Annotated in this window: 15 protein-coding genes and 1 pseudogene; 11 read left to right on the forward strand and 5 right to left on the reverse strand. The window is 66.7% G+C overall.

What is annotated here, in order from left to right; all coding sequences use genetic code 11:
* Nucleotides 1-80 precede the first annotated feature (80 nt).
* From ACGF12_RS21990 to ACGF12_RS22000, 3 genes and pseudogenes are all read left to right on the forward strand, one after another.
* Nucleotides 81-560: pseudogene (locus ACGF12_RS21990) on the forward strand (DUF2637 domain-containing protein); the annotation flags it as partial.
* A 1,025-nt stretch (nucleotides 561-1,585) separates the two neighbouring features.
* Nucleotides 1,586-1,741, forward strand: coding sequence for a plasmid mobilization relaxosome protein MobC (gene mobC / locus ACGF12_RS21995; RefSeq protein ID WP_393032679.1), 156 nt, complete (start codon nucleotides 1,586-1,588; stop codon nucleotides 1,739-1,741).
* 8 nt (nucleotides 1,742-1,749) lie between these two features.
* A complete protein-coding gene (locus ACGF12_RS22000) occupies nucleotides 1,750-3,471 on the forward strand; it encodes a relaxase/mobilization nuclease domain-containing protein (RefSeq protein ID WP_393032502.1) in 1,722 nt (573 codons plus the stop codon).
* 146 nt (nucleotides 3,472-3,617) lie between these two features.
* Here the strand turns inward: ACGF12_RS22000 and ACGF12_RS22005 are convergent, their stop codons facing one another.
* A complete protein-coding gene (locus ACGF12_RS22005) occupies nucleotides 3,618-4,031 on the reverse strand; it encodes an NUDIX hydrolase (RefSeq protein WP_393032505.1) in 414 nt (137 codons plus the stop codon).
* A complete protein-coding gene (locus ACGF12_RS22010) occupies nucleotides 4,028-4,690 on the reverse strand; it encodes an NUDIX hydrolase (protein ID WP_393032508.1) in 663 nt (220 codons plus the stop codon). Before ACGF12_RS22010 ends, ACGF12_RS22005 begins: the two co-directional genes overlap by 4 nt.
* Nucleotides 4,691-5,115: 425 nt before the next feature.
* Between ACGF12_RS22010 and ACGF12_RS22015 the strand changes: the two genes are divergently transcribed.
* From ACGF12_RS22015 to ACGF12_RS22050, 8 genes are all read left to right on the forward strand, one after another.
* Nucleotides 5,116-5,625 (forward strand): nucleoside-diphosphate kinase, encoded by a 510-nt coding sequence (locus ACGF12_RS22015; RefSeq protein ID WP_393032511.1) that lies wholly within the window; start codon nucleotides 5,116-5,118, stop codon nucleotides 5,623-5,625.
* A gap of 80 nt (nucleotides 5,626-5,705) precedes the next feature.
* On the forward strand, nucleotides 5,706-6,005 hold the full coding sequence (locus ACGF12_RS22020; protein WP_393032514.1) for a hypothetical protein: 300 nt from the start codon (nucleotides 5,706-5,708) through the stop codon (nucleotides 6,003-6,005).
* A gap of 150 nt (nucleotides 6,006-6,155) precedes the next feature.
* Nucleotides 6,156-6,740, forward strand: a complete 585-nt coding sequence (locus tag ACGF12_RS22025) for a hypothetical protein (protein ID WP_393032516.1) — start codon at nucleotides 6,156-6,158, stop codon at nucleotides 6,738-6,740.
* Between the two features lie 42 nt (nucleotides 6,741-6,782).
* Nucleotides 6,783-7,547, forward strand: coding sequence for an HD domain-containing protein (locus ACGF12_RS22030; protein WP_393032520.1), 765 nt, complete (start codon nucleotides 6,783-6,785; stop codon nucleotides 7,545-7,547).
* Between the two features lie 2 nt (nucleotides 7,548-7,549).
* A complete protein-coding gene (locus ACGF12_RS22035) occupies nucleotides 7,550-8,917 on the forward strand; it encodes a hypothetical protein (protein WP_393032524.1) in 1,368 nt (455 codons plus the stop codon).
* A gap of 43 nt (nucleotides 8,918-8,960) precedes the next feature.
* Entirely contained in the window at nucleotides 8,961-9,647 is a 687-nt protein-coding gene (locus tag ACGF12_RS22040) for a class I SAM-dependent methyltransferase (RefSeq protein WP_393032527.1), read from the forward strand.
* Between the two features lie 34 nt (nucleotides 9,648-9,681).
* On the forward strand, nucleotides 9,682-10,416 hold the full coding sequence (locus ACGF12_RS22045) for a class I SAM-dependent methyltransferase (protein WP_393032530.1): 735 nt from the start codon (nucleotides 9,682-9,684) through the stop codon (nucleotides 10,414-10,416).
* A gap of 49 nt (nucleotides 10,417-10,465) precedes the next feature.
* Nucleotides 10,466-11,134: an ATP-binding protein gene (locus tag ACGF12_RS22050; protein WP_393032532.1), complete on the forward strand. Its 669-nt coding sequence runs from the start codon at nucleotides 10,466-10,468 to the stop codon at nucleotides 11,132-11,134.
* Between the two features lie 257 nt (nucleotides 11,135-11,391).
* Here the strand turns inward: ACGF12_RS22050 and ACGF12_RS22055 are convergent, their stop codons facing one another.
* Genes ACGF12_RS22055 through ACGF12_RS22065 form a run of 3 tightly spaced genes read right to left on the reverse strand, consistent with a single transcriptional unit; the run spans nucleotide 11,392 to nucleotide 17,192 of the window.
* Nucleotides 11,392-14,466: a type I restriction endonuclease subunit R gene (locus ACGF12_RS22055; RefSeq protein WP_393032535.1), complete on the reverse strand. Its 3,075-nt coding sequence runs from the start codon at nucleotides 14,464-14,466 to the stop codon at nucleotides 11,392-11,394.
* 1 nt (nucleotide 14,467) lies between these two features.
* Complete coding sequence (locus ACGF12_RS22060) at nucleotides 14,468-15,685, reverse strand: hypothetical protein (RefSeq protein WP_393032538.1); 1,218 nt, start codon at nucleotides 15,683-15,685, stop codon at nucleotides 14,468-14,470.
* Nucleotides 15,678-17,192, reverse strand: coding sequence for an N-6 DNA methylase (locus ACGF12_RS22065; RefSeq protein ID WP_393032541.1), 1,515 nt, complete (start codon nucleotides 17,190-17,192; stop codon nucleotides 15,678-15,680). Before ACGF12_RS22065 ends, ACGF12_RS22060 begins: the two co-directional genes overlap by 8 nt.
* Nucleotides 17,193-17,547 lie beyond the last annotated feature (355 nt).

Raw genomic sequence — 17,547 nt, forward strand, 5'->3', positions numbered from 1 at the left:
GCTACCTCACGCCACTCGAGATTCGGCGGCGGCACCGGCAAGGTCACACCCTCGCGGCGTAGACAGAGAGTGTCCAACCGCAGGGTGGAACTTCAGCCTGGGCCTACCCCGTCTCGGTGGATCTGCTGCTCGTCGCCGCCTGGCATCGGATGCGGACCTTGCGCACCGCCGGACGCCCGGCCGGCACCGCCTGGACCTGGTTCGCCATCGCCCTGACCGCCTCCCTCGGCGCAAACGTCGCCACCGCCGGACTCCTCGACCTCGCCCACGTCCCCGCCTGGCTGCGGATCCTGGTCGCCGGATGGCCCGCCCTCGCCTTCTTCGGCGGCACCCTCCTCGCTCACAACATCACCGCGACTGAGGTCACCTCCGAGCCCGAGCCCGCCGACGACGAACGCCCGCTCCACGAAAACCCTGAGCCCGCCCCGGACGCCGAGCCCGCACCCAGGGCGGAGCAGGACGGCCCGTCCGGCCCCGCGCCGGTCACGGAGCGCAGGGGCGACGTTCCGGGCTCCGATGAAGAACCGGTCGTGCCACGCAAGCGCACTGGGCGCCCTCCCGCGAAGACCATGGACCAGCTCGTGGAGATGATGCGGCCGATCGTCGCCGAGTCTGGCGCCAGCGTCGCCGTGGTCGAGAAGGCCCTCAGCGACGCCGGGATTCCGATCGGCAGCAAGCGCCGGACGGAGCTGATGACGCGCCTGCGGGATGAGCAGGCCGACCCTCAGCCCGAGCACGCCGACCGCGAGCCTGAGCAGGCGCGCGAGCACCCGGTGCCTGCCTGACGCACCACCGCTCCACGGGTGGCCGCCCACCAACGACCCGCACGGCACTTGGCGGGCGGCCCCTTCACCGCCAACCGGTCTGGCGGATGTCCAACACGTGGTCAGCGACATCCGCCAAAGCACCGGATCGCGCTTCCGCCGAACCGCTCGTCGCCCGAGCCAGCGTTCACACCCCGCGCGCACCACAGCACCCCGACGCCCCCGCGACAGGAGAACAGCCCGTGACCGACACCCCGCACCCCCACGGCACCACCGACGAGAGCGCGAAGGAAACGGGGAAGTCCCATATCGTGAAGGGTCTTTGGCAGTGGGCGTTGGGCAACCGAGCCCCTGGCGGAGCCAGTAGTACCGCGAGTCCGACTCGTGGCCGGACTCGCGGGATCTCCGCCCCAGGGGTGGCGGAGACGGCCCGGCGCGAGGGCGCGCCGGGCCAGGAGGTCGGGGCCGAGGGCGGCCCCGACCCGGACAAGCTCCTCGCCGCCTAGAAGCAGATCCTCGCCGACGTCCGCCCGACCGAGACCGACAACGAGCCCTCCGACGACAGCACCACCGATGGTGCCGAGCTGAAGAACCGCCGCTACACCGGCACCAAGCGCGAGGAGCGCGTCGGCCCTCTGCGGTTCGCACCCGAGGAGCATTCTCGGCTGCGTGCGGCTGCCGCCGCGAACGGCTACCGCGGCCTGTCCGGGTTCGCCGCCGATGTCGTCCTGGCCTTCATAGCCGGCCGGTTCTTCATCGACCTGCCCCTGGCGGAAGAACGCCGACTCATCCACGAGTTCCGCGCCCGCGTCCTGCGCCAGATCAGTGGTATCGCCAGCAACGTCAACCAGATCGCCCGCGCCCTCAACGGCGGCTATGAGCCGCCGATGGACATCCGCCACACCCTCGACGAACTACACGACCTGCTCACGCAGATCGCCGAGGCCCTGCGCCAGCCCGCCAACCAGGAAGGCTGAACACTGCCGTGATCGCGCCCATCAAGGCCCCCGGCTCCAACACCCGCGGCCTACTCGCCTACCTCTACGGACCCGGCCGCCACGACGAGCACCGCGACCCGCACATCGTCGCCGGCTTCGCCATGCTCGCCATGCCCGACCCCGGCCGCGACGAGGACGCCACCCTCACCCAGCTCGCCCGCTACCTCGACGAGCCGGTCCGCCTGCGAAACAGCGAGCCCGGCAAGAAGCTCACCGACCGCGTCTGGCACTGCCCCGTACGCGCTGCACCCGAGGACCGCTACCTCTCCGATGCCGAGTGGTCCGAGATCGCCGAGCGCATCGTCCAGGCCGCTGGCATCGCTCCCAAGGACGACGACCTGGCATGCCGCTGGATCGCTGTGCGCCACGCCGACGACCACGTCCACATCCTCGCCACCACCGTCCGCGAGGACGGCCGCCGCCCCAAGCTCCACAACAGCGGTCAGCGCGTCGGCATAGAGTGCCGCGAGATCGAGAAGGACTACGGCCTGCGCCAGCTCGGCACGGGCGACCGGACCGCCGAACGCCGACCCACCCAGGCCGAGATGCACAAGGCCAAGCGCCTCGGCTGGGAACAGACCAGCCGCGAGTGGCTCCAGGACTGCATCCGCGCCGCCATCCCCCACGCGAGCAGCGCGGAGGAACTTCTCGCCTACCTCCAGGCCGATGGCGTCGAGGTCAAGATCCGCCGCTTCCCGTCCGGCGACCTCCAGGGCTACTCCGTCGCCCGCCCCGGCGACCTGAAGGCCAACGGGCAGCCGAACTACATCCCCGGCGGGAAGATCGCCCCCGACCTGTCCCTGCCGAAGCTCCAGGCCCTCCTTGCGGCCAGCAAGCCGGAGGAGCACCCCACCGCCCGTCGTAACAAGCCCGCCACCCCCTGGCAGCACGCCACCAACGCTCTCGACACCTTCACCACCGACCACGACACCACCGGCGACAGCGGCGATGCGCGTGCGCAGGCCCACATCACCGCCCTCGGCGAACTGATCGCGGCCACCGCCCAGACGGCACCCGACGACCTACGCGGCGAACTTCGAGCAGCAGCGAAGTCGTTCGCCCGAGCCCAGCGCTCCCAGATCAGCGCCGACCACACGGCGGCAGCCGGTCTGCGGCAAGCGGCCCGCGACCTCGTGCACGCCGGCAGTGGCAAGGGCGGAAGCACCCTCGCTGTCCTCGTCGCGGCCCTCGCCTGGGCCGCGATCCTGTCCCAGCGCTGGCACACCGCCAAGGGCCACGCCCAGCAAGCCGAAGCCGCCCGCCGAACCGTCCAGCACCTCCAGGCCGCCTACGACCAGGCCGCCGCCGACCAGCTCGCCTTCCTCGCCCAACGCCAGCCCAAGGAGCAGACCCGCAACCCCCTCGCCAACGACGTCCGCGCCGCCATCCCCGACCACGCCGCCCGTATCCTCGCCGACCCCAACTGGCCCGCCCTCGCCACCGTCCTCGCCGACGCCGAAGCCGGCGGCCACAAACCCCACCAGCTCCTCACCGAGGCCGCCGCCCGCCGCGAACTCGGCAGCGCCCACCTGCCCGCCAAGGTCCTCATCGCCCGCATCCAGCACACCAGCTACAACCCCACACCCAACCGCACCGTCGAAGCCGCGCTCTTGCGCTCGCCTGCCACCCCGACCGTCCGCCATCACACCACCAGCCCGACCACCACGGCTTCCCTCCAACAGCCCGGAACCCAGTCCCGACGCCGCTGACCATCAGCGACCGGAAACGACTCCGCGATGATGAGCCTCGGCTATGACGGGCTCCTGGCCGGAACGACCTGGAACTAGGCCAACGGCCCTGTGGGCGACCCACCAGCAGGTGGGTCGCCCACAGGGCCGTTTCCGTCGAAGTTTGATCAGCTGTCGAGGGTGGCGTCCAGGTACTCTTGCACCGGCTCGAACAGCCCGTACGGCACGTACTCGGGGATCTCGGCGAGAGCCACCCACGCGAGCTGGTCCAGCTCCTCCGTGTCGACCACCTCGGCCGTACCGCTCACAATCTCGCAGGCCGTGTACGACATCAGCCGGCCGGTCTTCGGATGCACGCGCTCGCCCAGGAGCTTGATCGCGGCCACGCCGAGCCCGGTCTCCTCCCCAGTTTCACGGGCAGCTGCCTGCTCGGGTGACTCGCCGGTCTCGATTTCACCGGCCGGGAACTGCCAGGAGAGCTGGCCCTCGCTCACCCGTCGCCTCACCATCAGAACGCGGCCTTCGTGAACCACGATCGCGGCGGCAATGCCCGGGCGTTCCTCCGCAGTCTGCTCTGTCACGTCTGCTCCTCCAGGGCGGCCAGGATGGGTGGGAAGATCGTATCGGCGTCGATGAAGCGGGTCACCGAGTTTCGAGGAACCCACATCACGTCGACGTTCTCGACGGTGTCGCTGTTGGTCGCCTCGCCAGCCAGGTACTCGCACAGGAAGTACTCGCAGAGCACACCCGTCACCGGGTGGAGGCGGCTGCCGAGGCTCCGGCGGACGGCACAGTGGACCCCGGTTTCGTCGAGCGTCTCCCGGACGGTTGCGGTCTCCGGCTTCGTGCCGGGCTTGATCACTCCGGCCGGGAACTGCCAGGTGATCCCGGACGCGTCGTCGTCGCGCCGGCAGACCAGCAGCACGTTGCTCTGCCGGAGGACAACCGAGATGGCCACCCGGAGGGCCTGCGCAGCCGGCGTGCCGGACTCGGGGGTGCCACCGCGCTCTTTCGCTGCCAGGAGGGCGAAGCGCTGACGGGCCGCGTCTGAAGCCTTCTCGTGGGCGGCGTCGAGGAGCTGCTGCATCTCGGCTCTCGGTACGACGGAGGGGTCAGCGTGCCATGTGGCCACCGTTCGCATCGCGATCCCGAGCTGATTGGCGAAAGCCTCGTTGGTGAGGCGGAGGGCGGACTGGAGCAGGCAGGCGTAACGACCGCTCCAGACCTCGATGACGTCCAACGCCGTTCCCTCTCCGTCGTGGTCGCTGCAGTGCAGGAGGCGTGCGTCGAAGATGCACATCGACTGCACTGGCGCTTCATCGCTGCGCGGCGTGGATACCGGAAGACTTGCAGTCGGCACCCCAAGGCCAGGCTCACCTAGGCAACTTGAGCTCTGGGAAGCGCCCGGGAGTAACAGGACATACACGCCGACCCCCTCGGAGATTCTAGGTGAGTACCCGAAGCAGGACAGCGAGTTGGGCGATTGAGCCCGCGAGACCGCCGTGTCGACAGGGCGGCGGATCGACCGCCCCAGAATCGCGGAGGGTTCACCCGTTCGAGGGGTAGGTCGGAGCGCCGAAAGTCGCTCGCCAGCGCCGGTAACCTCGGTTCATGACGAACTGATCGTTCGTCATGTCTGAATGCCAGAAAGCTGAAAGGGAACTGATGGCCGAGGACCAGGTCCACACGGTCGAGCGCACGCTCGTCCTGCTCAAGCCCGACGCGCTGGTACGCGGCCTCGGGGGAAGGATCATCTCGCGCTTCGAGGACGCCGCCTTGAAGATCGTCGGCGTCAAGATGAAGTGGATGGACGAGGAGTTCACTCGCAAGCACTACTTCGACCTCGAGGAGCGGCTCGGGGCCGAGGTCTACAACCTCACCGCCACCTTCATGCAGCAGGGGCCGGTCATCGCCCTGGTGCTGGAGGGCTACGACGCCATCGCCACCGTTCGGAAGATCGTGGGCAGCACTTACCCGAACCAAGCTCCGGCCGGCACGATCCGCGGCGACCTCTCGCACATGAGCTCCACGGGCAGCGTGGCAGTCGGCAAGGCCGTGGCCAACCTGGTCCACGCCTCCGGCAACAAGGAGGAAGCCGCGCAGGAGGTCGAGCTGTGGTTCGACAAGGACGAGTTGCACGAGTACCGCACGCTGGTCGAGATCTTCACCAACTGACGGCAGGTCGCGGCGTCACCACTTGGACGCCGCTGCGTTGACCACCACCGGGGCACCACCGTCTGATCTGAGAGGGCACCATGACCAACCAGACCCGCCTGGCCTCCGCCGAGGAGCTGGAGTCGATCTTCCAGCGCGAGCTGGCGACCGACCGCTGGGCGGCCACCGAGACCGCCTACGCGCTGGCGGTCCGCCTCCGGGATGCCGGCGACTGGCCCAAGTCCCGCGAGTGGGTGCAGCAGTGCCTCCAGCTGCTGGAGGGTTTCCCAAGCGAGACCGAGGACCAGGCGGCGACCGCCCGCGTGGCGGTCGGCGGCGTCCCGCTGCCGAACTACCTGCACGCCGGTGTGATCCGCGAGCGCTTCGGCGACCTGGGCTGACCCCTCTCGGGTGGTGCGGCCGATGAAGTGACGGTCGGCCGCACCACCCGGCACCACCACCAACTCCACAACGCTCCATCCGAACCAGCCAGGGGCCACCCCACCTTGGTTCGGCTGGATCCGCCATGCCTGAAACGAGGAGACACGACTGTGGCTGTCGAGATCGAGATGCGCGCCCGCTTCGACAAGGAGACCCATAACCGGCTCATGGACCGCCTGAGGAAGGACGGCGAGGACCTGGGCGACGACGCCAAGCACATCTACTTCTACGTGCTGCCCGAGCAGCTGCTCAAGGTCACGGACAACACCGCCGCCGGTACCGCCAAGATCACCCTCAAGGGCAGCAAGATCGGCCAGGGGGCAGCCTTCCCCGAGACCGAGTTCGCCATCGCCCGCGAGGACGTCCCGGCGGCCGTGAAGGTGTTCAACGCGCTCGGCTTCGGGTCCGCGATGCACGAGGCGTTCAACTTCCGCCACAACTTCCGCTTCCAGGGCGTGGAGATCGCGCTCAAGTGGAGCGAGGCGTGGGGCTACCACGCCGAGTTCGAGGTGCTGCTCGACGACGGCGCCTCGGACGCGGCCCGCGACGAGGCGTCCGCCCAGATCGTCGACGTCGCCTTCGAACTCGGCGTGACGCTGATGAGCGAGCAGGAGCTGGCCGACTTCGCCGCCGCCTTCGAGACCGCCGAGCAGGAGCGCAAGGCGCGCGAGGCGCAGGCCGCGCCGATCCGGTAGAGCCCCTCACCGCGGTAGACCACCAGAAGGGGGTGGGCACAGATGAGCACGACCCCGACGACCACGAGCCTGGTCGACCTGGCTGCCCGAAGGCAGCTGCCGCACCACCAGTACATGGACCCGGCCACCGTCGAGTGGATCAAGGCCAACCGGCCCGACCTCGGCGCGGCCTGGACATCACCTCTGCGGCCGGCTTCGAAGCACCTCCTGGGCCGGTCCGCCCTTCCCGCATCGTGGCTGGCGGAGCCCCGCCTCCAGGATTCACTCCACGGTGTCCGGCACAGCATGCGGACCGCCACGCTGGCCGCCCTGCTCGCCGAGATCCACGGGCTGGACGATGCCGACACCGCCACGGTCGTCCTGGCCGCTGCCGTCCACGACTGCCAGCGCCTGCACGACAAGGACGACCGGGGCCACGGTGCCCGTGCTGCCATCTGGCTGGCCGCCAACGCCGACACCGTCTGGACCCACTTCGGCACGGTGGCCACGCCTCGGCGGATCATCCAGGCAGCGACCGCCATCCGCCTGCACGACCTGCCGTACGACGCCTTCTGCTCGGACGATCGGGCCGACTACGCCCGCGCCGAACTCATCTGCGACCTGGTGAAGGCCGCCGACGCGCTCGACCGTTACCGCTTGCCGAAGCTCAGCTGGTGGCCCGACGTGCGGCACGTTCGTGAGCCGGCCTTCGACCAGCTCCGCGCCGTGGCCTTCGACCTCGTCGCCGTCTCCGAGACCGCGCACCTCGCCGGAGCCAGCAGCGCCGAAGCCGTCCGGTTCGCGCTTGCTGAGAAGGGACTGGTGTAGCCGTGAACCTCCGCGACGCCTACGGCCTGTGGGCCGACGCGCACGCCTTCTTCGACTCCGCGTTGCTGCCCGATGCCGGGCACGACGACCCGCTGACGGCCCAGACGGCTGCCTGGCACAAGCGCCTGACCGACGAAACGCCGAACGGCAGCCTGCTCCGAAAGAACGCGCTCTTCGACAGCCTGAGCAGCGACGGCAAGCTGCACCTGCTCCACGTCACCCACGCCCTGGAAGAGATCAGCAGGGAAGGGGTGCTCTACCCCTCCGGCGGATGCCTCGTCGGCAGCATCTACTGCGCGCCGCTCACACAGACGGACCATGGCTTCCGCATGCACAACCTGGCCGCCTACGTCCTCACCAAGGAGGCCCCGGCCTTCCTCGCCAAAGTCGGCCTGAGCCAGCGCACGCCCACGCCGCTGATCTTCGAAATCACCGCGCCGCCCCAGGCGTACCGCGGATTGGCAGGCGTGGACTACCTGCGGCTGGGGTCGATCCACCTGCAGATCTACACCGACCTGGAGTACCTGCTCAGCAAGACCGAGCGGCACCACCTGCGCGAGACCGTCGTCGGCCGGATCAAGAACTCCGCCGCGTTCCTGGCCCTGGCCGCCGGCATCGTCTACCAGGGCTCGACCGTGGCCACGGAGGGCTTCCTCCAGCTGCTGGATGCGGCCATCCCCCGGCTGCCGATCCTCGGTTACCTCTACTTCGAGGCCCTCGCCGAGTACCTCATGCTCCACTCCACCTCCGTACGGACCCGTCAGCTGGCCGACCTCGGGGAGTTCAACAACTGGCTGTACAAGGAGATGCTGTTTGCCTCCTTCCCGGACATGGCCGGCAAGTTCAACCTCGCCAGGTTTCACCCCCGCCCGCAGCAGCTGGCCGCACTCCTGCAGCGGGTGGACCCGACCATCGACGCCGACCACACCCGCGCCTACATGGTCGAGCGGATCAGCTACCTCGTGGCCGCGCGGCTCTTCACCAGCGGGCAGGTGCCCGAAGCCTGGCACCGAACCCGCTGGGAGTTCGACAGCCTCGCCACCCAGCTCGGCCCGCTGCTCGGTCACCTCATCCACCGGGAGCTCCGCAGCTTCGGCCGCTACCCCGACTTCTACTTCTACTTCGACCAGCACAAGGCCCTGCAAGCCTGGAACTACTGGAACCACATGGACATCGTGGTGCCGTTCAACGGCACGATGCCCAAGGGCGAGATCGGCATCAACCCGGCCTACCCGAACCTGGACTACCGCGTCTGGCGTGCCGAGCCGGACGGCTCCGGGCACCTCCACCCGACCGAGCAACTGACGCTGAGCATCGCGCCGCGCCTGGTCGACATCAAGTACACGCTCATGCGCAACAGCAGCCGCTGACCGCTGCCCCACGCCCCTCGACGACCGATCGCGGAGGAGACGCATGCCCCCCCACGGCCCTACCACCCCATCCACCACCGCCTGGCCGGCGCCCACCCAGCCCGCCGAAGCGCTCTTCACCGAGATCTACCGCACCAATCACTGGGGATCCCCCGAGTCGGTCTCCGGGCCCGGTTCCGAGATGCGCCAGACCGAGGCCGTCCGAGCCGCCCTCGCCTCGGTGCTCGCGCGCTACCCGATCCGCACCGTCACGGACGCCGGATGCGGCGACGTCAACTGGATCCGCCACGTCGACGGATTCGACCGGCTGGACGCCTACCTCGGCCTCGACGTCGTCCCCGACCTCGTCCAGCTCAACCAGGAACGGCACGGCACCGAGCGCATCTCCTTCCGGCGGGCCGACCTGAGCAGGGACGACATCCCGGCAGCGGACCTCGTCATCGCACGAGACTGTCTCGTCCACCTCACCCACCACGAGGTGCTCACGTTCCTCGACCGCGTGGCCACCAGCAACTCGACGTACTTGCTCGCCACCACCTACGTCGGCCTCGCCGAGAACCGCGACACCACGGACACCCACTGGCGCCCGCTCAACCTCCAGGCGGCCCCGTTCCACCTGCCCAAGCCCGTCGAGCACTTCGACGCCGACTTCACAGACGGCGGCCGACACCACCCCGGCAACGGGCTGGGCCTGTGGACGATCGACCAGCTCAGCTCCCGCACCACCTGACCCTCATCCCAGGCGACCCAGGAAGCGAGACGCGATGACCCCGCACGACCAGCAGATAACCGCCCTCCTCGCCCAGCTCGACCAGGCCCTCGATTCGCTGGCGACCACGAACGGCCTCGCCCGCACCCTCCGGGCGGCCGTCAAGGAAGTCGAACTGCACCGCCACCACCGGGCCAGCGTCGCTGCCCTTCCCGACGGTGTCCTCAAGCCCGGCCCCACCAAGGTCCAGATCGGCGGCGGCGGACACCGCGTCGACGGGTTCTTCAACATCGACATCGTCCCGCCGGCCGACCTCCTGTGGGACGTGCGCGAGGGCATCCCGCTCGCCGACGCCAGCGCCGAGATGATCTTCTCCGAGCACTTCCTGGAGCACATCGACTACCCGCGCTCCGCCAAGCACTACGCCCACGAGGCCTACCGCGTCCTCGCGCCTGGCGGACAGCTCATCACCGGCGTCCCCGACGCCGCCTTCGTCCTGAACCAGTACCCGGCACCGCCGGACCGGGCCGCCGAGATGATCGAGCGGTGGTACGCCAAGCGGCAGTGCCGAGGCGACATCAACACCTACCTCGACCTCATCAACTACGTCTTCCGCGACCAGGACGACGACCCGACCTACAACCCCCACTACTGGGCGTACGACCACGAGAAGCTCGCCCAGCTCTTCACCGAGGTCCGCTTCCGCACCGTCAAGCCGTGGACCTTCGACCCCACGATGGCCAACCCAAAGCGCCAGTGGGCCAGCGTCTACGTGGTCGCCACGAAGTAGCCGCGTAGCCCGCGAGTGATCCGCACGGGAGCGCATAGGACCTCTGACCGTGGTGGCCGGCGATCCGGCCACCACGGGACGGCGGGACCACCTGATCAACGCCAACAGCAGGCACCCGCACACCTACGCAGCCCCGAGCGGGAGGCACCTCATGTCTCAAGGCCATCCGTACGTCAGCCACCTGACCTTGGCCGATACCCCCAACGCGGTCCTCTGGGCCCGCCGGCACACCGCCGACATCCTGCACCGCTGGCAGATCCCGGGCGCTGTCATCGAGACGGCCAACCTCATCGTCTCCGAGCTCACCACCAACGCGATCCGCCACCCGGCCGACAACGAGCCGCACGGCACCGGATACCCGAGCCTCGCTGACATCAGCACGTTCACCCTAGGACTCCAGCTGACGGGAACGGGCTTGCTCGTCCAAGTCGCAGACCGCGATCCCCGGCCGCCAGTACGGCGCGAGGTGGGCCTGGAAGCCATTGGAGGACGCGGACTGTTCCTGGTGAGCGAGATGGCCAACCGCTGGGGCTATTACTACCCCACCACGGCGACCGGGAAGGTCGTCTGGGCGGAACTTCTCCTTCACGGTTCCAGACGGTCCGACCTAGGCCGCACGGGGCAGACCGAGGAGCGTGGGCAACCAACCGAACCCACCGGCCCGATCTCCGACCCCCTGTTGATCGGCAGGGTGCTGGTCGGCCTGCGTGAGCTGTAGCGGAGGACGAAGCGTCCATCTGAGCAGCACCGCCAGCGCCCTGCCCGTCGTCCCCCGCCGACAACGACGCCCAGCAGAGAGGCCGAGTCATTCGGTTCGTTCGGGGCTTCCTGCACGATCGCCCCACATGGTGCCATCCGCGACCAGGTCACCCACATCCTCTTCAGTGAGATCGAGAAGGCGCTGGAAGACACGGACGAAGGTGAGCTTGGTCCCGATGGCAGGACGATTTCACGATGGTCCCGATCGTGAAGTCGTCAATAGTTTTCCCGCACGTACTCGTACGTTCGGTCGAACAGCTCGCCCTTGATCGGCAAGCCGTACTCCTTCAAGACGGAGCGCAGCTCGCGACGAACGCGTTTGTCGCCCGCGTCGCTCGCGCTCCAACCGGCATAGGCGACCTCGACGACGATCGAGTCGATCCGCGAGGCTATGTCGGGGACGATCTTGTGCAGCCCAGGCGGTGTGTTCTCCGCGACGATCTGAGTGAGCGCTCCACGCTTCGGATCGGCCAGCCGGTCGAGCGCTTCCTGGTCGCCCTGTTCAGCTGCCCGATCCGCTGCGACCACGTCCTGAGCGATCTTCAGCGCTTCCTCGAGGAACGCCAGCGAATCCTCTACGTTCTCGATCGCCTTGGTGCGGAGCTTTTCGATCCGCTCCGCCAGCGACCGGTACGCCGGGCTCTCGGTATCGGCGAGCCGACGCCTGAGGCGCGCCTCGATGGAGTCGAGGACCTCCTGGTACACGTCATCGGCTTTCGACTCCGGCGTCTGCCGCTCGGAGAGCTTCAGTTGCTCGGCGATCTTCTTCACCAGCGCCAGGCCGGCAGCGTCGAGCGTGACTGTCTTCGACGGCATCGACTTCACGCCCACATCGGTCATGTGACCGTGGATCAGATCTGTGGTCTTCGCGCCGAGACGTGCCCAGAGGAACGTCTTGGAGACGTCCTTGGGCCGGATCGACTCGTACACCTTCGCGAGCCAGAAGTACTGGCCCGTGAACGGCCGGAGCATCGGGTGCGGGTCGAGGAACTCCCACACCGTCTGCAGTGCGATGTAGATCTCGATGAACTCGGTGCGCTGCCCGCCGCCCTCGGGAATCCGCTCGTGTGCCTCGGCGAGCGACTCGAACGACGAGTCACTGGTGTCGATGCCGTCGAACAGATGCAGTAGACGCGTGAGGTCGGCGACGAACTTCCCCGCCAGCTTGGAGGCGTCGGTGACGTTGAGCTCGTCCTCTTCGTCGTCCTTCACCTTTGGGCCGGCGACTGCCTTGCCGATGGCCCTCGCGAGACCGATGTAGTCGACGACCCGCCCGAAGTCCTTGCGCTGACCGGTGACAGGGTTCTTCCACGGACGGTTGGGCCGCGTGATCGTCTGGAACAGGTTCGTGTCTTTGGCGGGCTTGTCGAGATACAGGACACCTTCGATGGGCGCATTGAAGCCGGTCATCCACTTCGCGGTGACGACGATGAACGACATCGGGTCATCGACCTTCTTGAAGCGGCGCTTAAGCGCCTCCTCCTGCTCCGGAGTGAGCAGGTGCTTCTTGTGCTCCTTCGGGGTCTCCTTGCTGTCGGCGACGTGCATCACAACACCGACCTCACGGAGTCGACCGTCCGGCATGACTGCAGCCCGGCGCTCCAGCTCGGCCTCGATAGCCCTGGCGTACGCAATCACGAGGCGCTGGTTGTAGGCCACGACCTGAGCCTTCTGTCCCAAAGGCGCGACATAGGTAAGGAAGTGGTCGACGATGTCGGCACACACAGCCGCCACGCGCTCGGGGTTGGACAGGATCGTCTCGATGTGAGAAGCCTTCCCCGACAGGAAGACCTTCTCCTCCTCGTCCAGGCCCTCCTCTGCGGCCAGCTCATCGAACGCCTCGTCCAGGGCTTCCTTGTCGAGGTTGAACCAGACAGACCGGCCCTCCACGATCACTGGCTTGGTGAACCCATCGGCGATGGATTGCTCCGGGGTGTACCGCGACATCACAAAGTCCGGGTCGTCAGGGTCGCCGAACAGCTTGAACGTCGAACGGTCCTTGTCCTCGATCGCAGTACCTGTCGCACCGAAGAACTTCGCGTTCGGCACCGCCGCGCGCCACGCGTCGCCGAACTTCCCCTCCTGCGAGCGGTGCGCCTCGTCGACGAGGACCACGATGTTCGACCGGTTGTTCAGATGGCCGGCCTCAGCGAACTTGTGCACCGTCGTGATGACCACGCCAGACTCACCGCTGCGCAGCAGAGCGTGCAGCTCGCGCCGGTTGCGAGGCACCGTCATCCGTGGCATTCCGGCAGTCTCGAACATCTCCGCCGTCTGCCGGACCAGGTCCTTACGGTCGGCGATCACGATGACCGTCGGCGCGCTCCCGAACTTCTCCGTCACCGCGACATCGCGCAGCAAACGGGCGGCGGCGAACGCCATGAGTTCGGTCTTGCCCGATCCCTGGTGATGCCAGATCAGTCCGCCAGGACGCCCGGCAAGCACCTTGGCGTGGATCGCTAGAGCCGCCTCAAACTGCGGGTAGCGAGGCAAGAACTTGATGTCGACCTCGGAGGCGTCCCGAGCGTGACGGAACATCACCAGGTCCTTGAGGACCGCCAGGATCGGCTCCGGCCGCAGCAACAAGCGCGCGGCCCGCTCGACACGAGCCGGTCCCGTGACGGTCTTCGGGTCGTCCTCAGTGGACCCCCACGGGGCCCAGATCTCGGAGCCGGGGTCCGGCACCGCACGGATCGGAGCCATGCGGAACTCAAGGCCCTCGGTGGCGATGTTGAAGACGTTCGTCGCGAAGAAGTTCGGGTACTCCTCCTCGTACACGTCGTGAAGGTCCTTCGCGGCGTTGACCCACGAGACCTGATGCTTCACAGGCGTCTTGGTCTCGGCAACGACCAGCGGAAACCCGTTGACGTAGTAGACGACGTCGAACCGGCGCGGTTTGGTCGCACCGTTGACGGTGACCTCGTCAGCGACAGTGAAGCGGTTGTTGTTGAGGTCTTTGAAGTCGATCAGCCGACGAGGCACATGCCTACCATCGATTGTCGTGAATGAGTGGTCGCCACGTAGCATCACGGTCAGCCGCTCGTTGGCTGCAACGAGACCATTATGTGCATCGAGGACAGCCTGATTGACCTCATGTAGAACGAGGTCCGCCGACTCAGGGTCGTCGGCCAACTCTGGGTTCAGCGCGATTAAGGCTTCGCGTGCCCAGTTCTCGATGATGACGTCATGCTCATCGCGCGGTAAGGCTTCCCCCTGGAGGTGTTCCCAGCCGGCCTCCTCGGCCCATTCGAGCAGTGAGCGCTGAATGGTGCTCGCTTCCGTCCACCCCACGTCAGGACACCCTTTCGAACAAAACGTCGTAAGACTCGGGAATCTCGATTTCCTGGTTCAGGAGCGATTCCAGGAGCGCGGAGCGGAGGGTGCGGAGGCGAGCTAGCTCGTTCGTGATCTCAGTGAGGCTCAAGTCGATAGCATCCGCGACGGCAATGATAGCCCTTTGCTCGTTTTTGTCAGGAACGGGCACTGCGCGAGCAATGTAGTCCTTGACTGAGAGGTTCGTGATTCCAGTTGTTCGCCGGCTGAAGGATCGCGTGAGACCTGCGTTCCAATCATGCTGAAGCCGCCAGAATAGGTAGCGGGGCTCAACCTTTTCGACGTCGGGTCGCATAAGTCGCTGGAAATCTGTCGGGATGCACGCCGGCAGACCTGATCCAGCGATGACCACCCGCCCAACGGGCTGCTCTGGAGAACCACCTGATCGCTCCAGAATAATGTCGTCAGGTTGCACAAGTCGCCGCTCAACTTGTTTTTTCGTGAACGACCGCATCGGGGATCCATCAGTAACGAATCCTGTCGTAGCAGGGGCATAGATTCGGGGTCCCAGAGCCAGTACATCAACCTCGTTCTCACCCTCGGGCGAGCCCCAAATTCCACCGACCACATGCGAACAGAGGTCCTTAATGGGAAGCTGGCGTCCGAGAACTGATTCAAAGTGGTCAGACAGCGCACATCGCAAGAGGTGGCGAACTGTTGCCGCTTCCGCATCCAGTGTCGCGACCTGCGCGTCTACGGCAGCCATGACATCGATGACGCGACGCTGCTCTGACAAGGATGGGAGAGCGATTTTAATCGTCAAGAAGTCAGCGGGCTTGACCCGCTCGCGCCTGCCGCCCATGCCGGTCGACAGTGCCTGCAGTTGCTCCCAGAGTCGTTTTGTGGTGGTAAGGAGCCGGATGTATTCGGGTAGCATTCGCTCGCCGCACGTGAACGTTGGAAATTCTTGCGACGCGTAAACCTCGCCCAGGTCGTTCGGAGTAACAGTGATTGCTCCTTCGAACGCCTTCAAGCGGCTGTAGACGATCTGATTAGGACGGATGCGATTCAGCGTCTTGTACGAGGTCTCATCGCCAGCGATCGGGCCCCGGAACAGCAGGCCTCGACCGCGGTTCAAGACACCGACGATGTCGTAGGAGGTCGTCGCCGTGACCGGGACCGCGTCGACGTTCAGCGCGATGACCTCGTCGAGCTGAACCCGCTCCCACTCAGCCACTGGACATCCCGAACATGCTCAGGTCGACGCCTGCCGCTGCGAGTCGCTCAAACATGACAGCTTCGGCATCCATCCGGTTTTGGCGAGCATCGGCATACGCGACGAAAGCTGCACCCAGATCGGCAGTTTCCTCTGCAGCAACCTTGATGTAGCGGCCGATGTTCAGGTCGAAGCCGTTCTGCTTGATTTCCTCGAACGGCACCAGCCGGACGCTCGCACCGCCCCCACCATCTGGGTCGTTGCCTGTCTCGTACGCCTCGATGAGAGTCTTGACGTCATCCTCGGACATACGGTTCTGCTTCTTGCCCTTAACGAACCGGGCCGAGCCGTCGATGAAGAGGACGTGCTCCTTACGGTCCTCAGGCTTCTTGTCGCGGAAGATCAACAGGCATGCCGGGATTTCAGTCGAGTAGAACAGCTTGGGCGGCAGTCCGACGACGGCGTCCAGAACGCGCTTCTCGATTAGGCCCCGGCGGATCTTCGCTTCCGCGCCGCCGCGGAACAGTACGCCATTGGGCATCACCACGCCGACACGACCAGTTTCAGGCTTCATCGACGAGACCATGTGCTGGATGAAGGCGTAGTCGCCGTTCTGCGCCGGCGGCACGCCGCAGATGGCTCGCGGATCCGAGGACCAGCGGTCTGCTCCCCAATTCACTAGCGAGAACGGCGGGTTGGCGATCACGGCGTCGAATTGACGGACCGCACCGCTGGGGGCCTTGAACGCCGGAGCGCGGAGGGTGTCTCCGCGCTTGATGTCGAAGTCCTCGATCTCGTGCAGGAACAAGTTCATCCGGGCGATCGAGGCCGTCGTCAGGTTGATCTCCTGGCCGTACGCCCTGAGCGTGCGGTGGTCCTTACCAGACTCGCGCAGCTGGTTGATCGTTGCGACAAGCATCCCGCCGGAGCCGCAGGCCGGGTCGTAGACGGACTCGCCCGGCTCAGGTTGGAGGATCCCGACGAGAAGGTTCACGACCTCACGGGGGGTGAAGAACTCGCCGGCCTTCTTGCCCGACTCGTCGGCGAAGTTCTTCAGCAAGTACTCATAGCCTGCGCCGAGCAGGTCGTGTGAGACCGTCGACGGGTCGAGCGTGATCTTGTTGAACGCTCGGATGAGCCCCAGCAGAGCCGACTCCGGGATGCGCTCCTGGTTGCCCCATGAGGCGTCGCCGAAGACGCCGGCGAGCGAGCGGGGGTTGGCCATTTCGATCCGCTGGAAGGTCTTCACGATCTCCGCACCGAGGTTGGTGACCTTCTCGGTGACCTCGCTCCACAGCGTGCCCTTGGGCAGCTCGAACCGATGGAAGTCGGCTTCGATCTCGTCGTCGAGGTTGTCGCCGTACTCATCGAACGCCGCGTCGTGCTCGTAGACCCAGGTGTCGCTGATCCACTTCCAGAACAGCATCGGGAAGACGTAGGTCTTGAAGTCAGCCGGGTCGACGGGGCCGCGGAGCGCGTTCGCGGCGTCCCACAGCCGGGACTCGAGCTCGTGCTGGGTGATCGTCACAGGGATGAGGTCCTTCGTTGAAGAGGGTGCCCCGATTATGGAGGAGGGCACTGACGTTTCGGGAGTCCGAGACGGCAGGCAGAAGCGACCTGCAGACGGCGACCTGCACCCACGTTCCGAACCGGGCATGATCGCGAACACACTGAGACTAGATCTCTGCCTCTCCGCGTTCGTATCACAGGGTGTGAGACGGACCTTCTCATCGGAGTTGGACAGCCAAAGCTTAAGAAGGCGGCCGAGGAGCCTCAGGATGGCCCTTGTCGGTGAGCCCGGGTGGGCCCTCGTCAGGCTGGCACTGCGTGAGCGGACGGAGTGACACGCGCCGGTTTGGGCGGGATCATGGATCAGGTGCAAT

This window comes from Kitasatospora sp. NPDC048296, from assembly GCF_043201815.1.
Lineage (GTDB): Bacteria > Actinomycetota > Actinomycetes > Streptomycetales > Streptomycetaceae > Kitasatospora.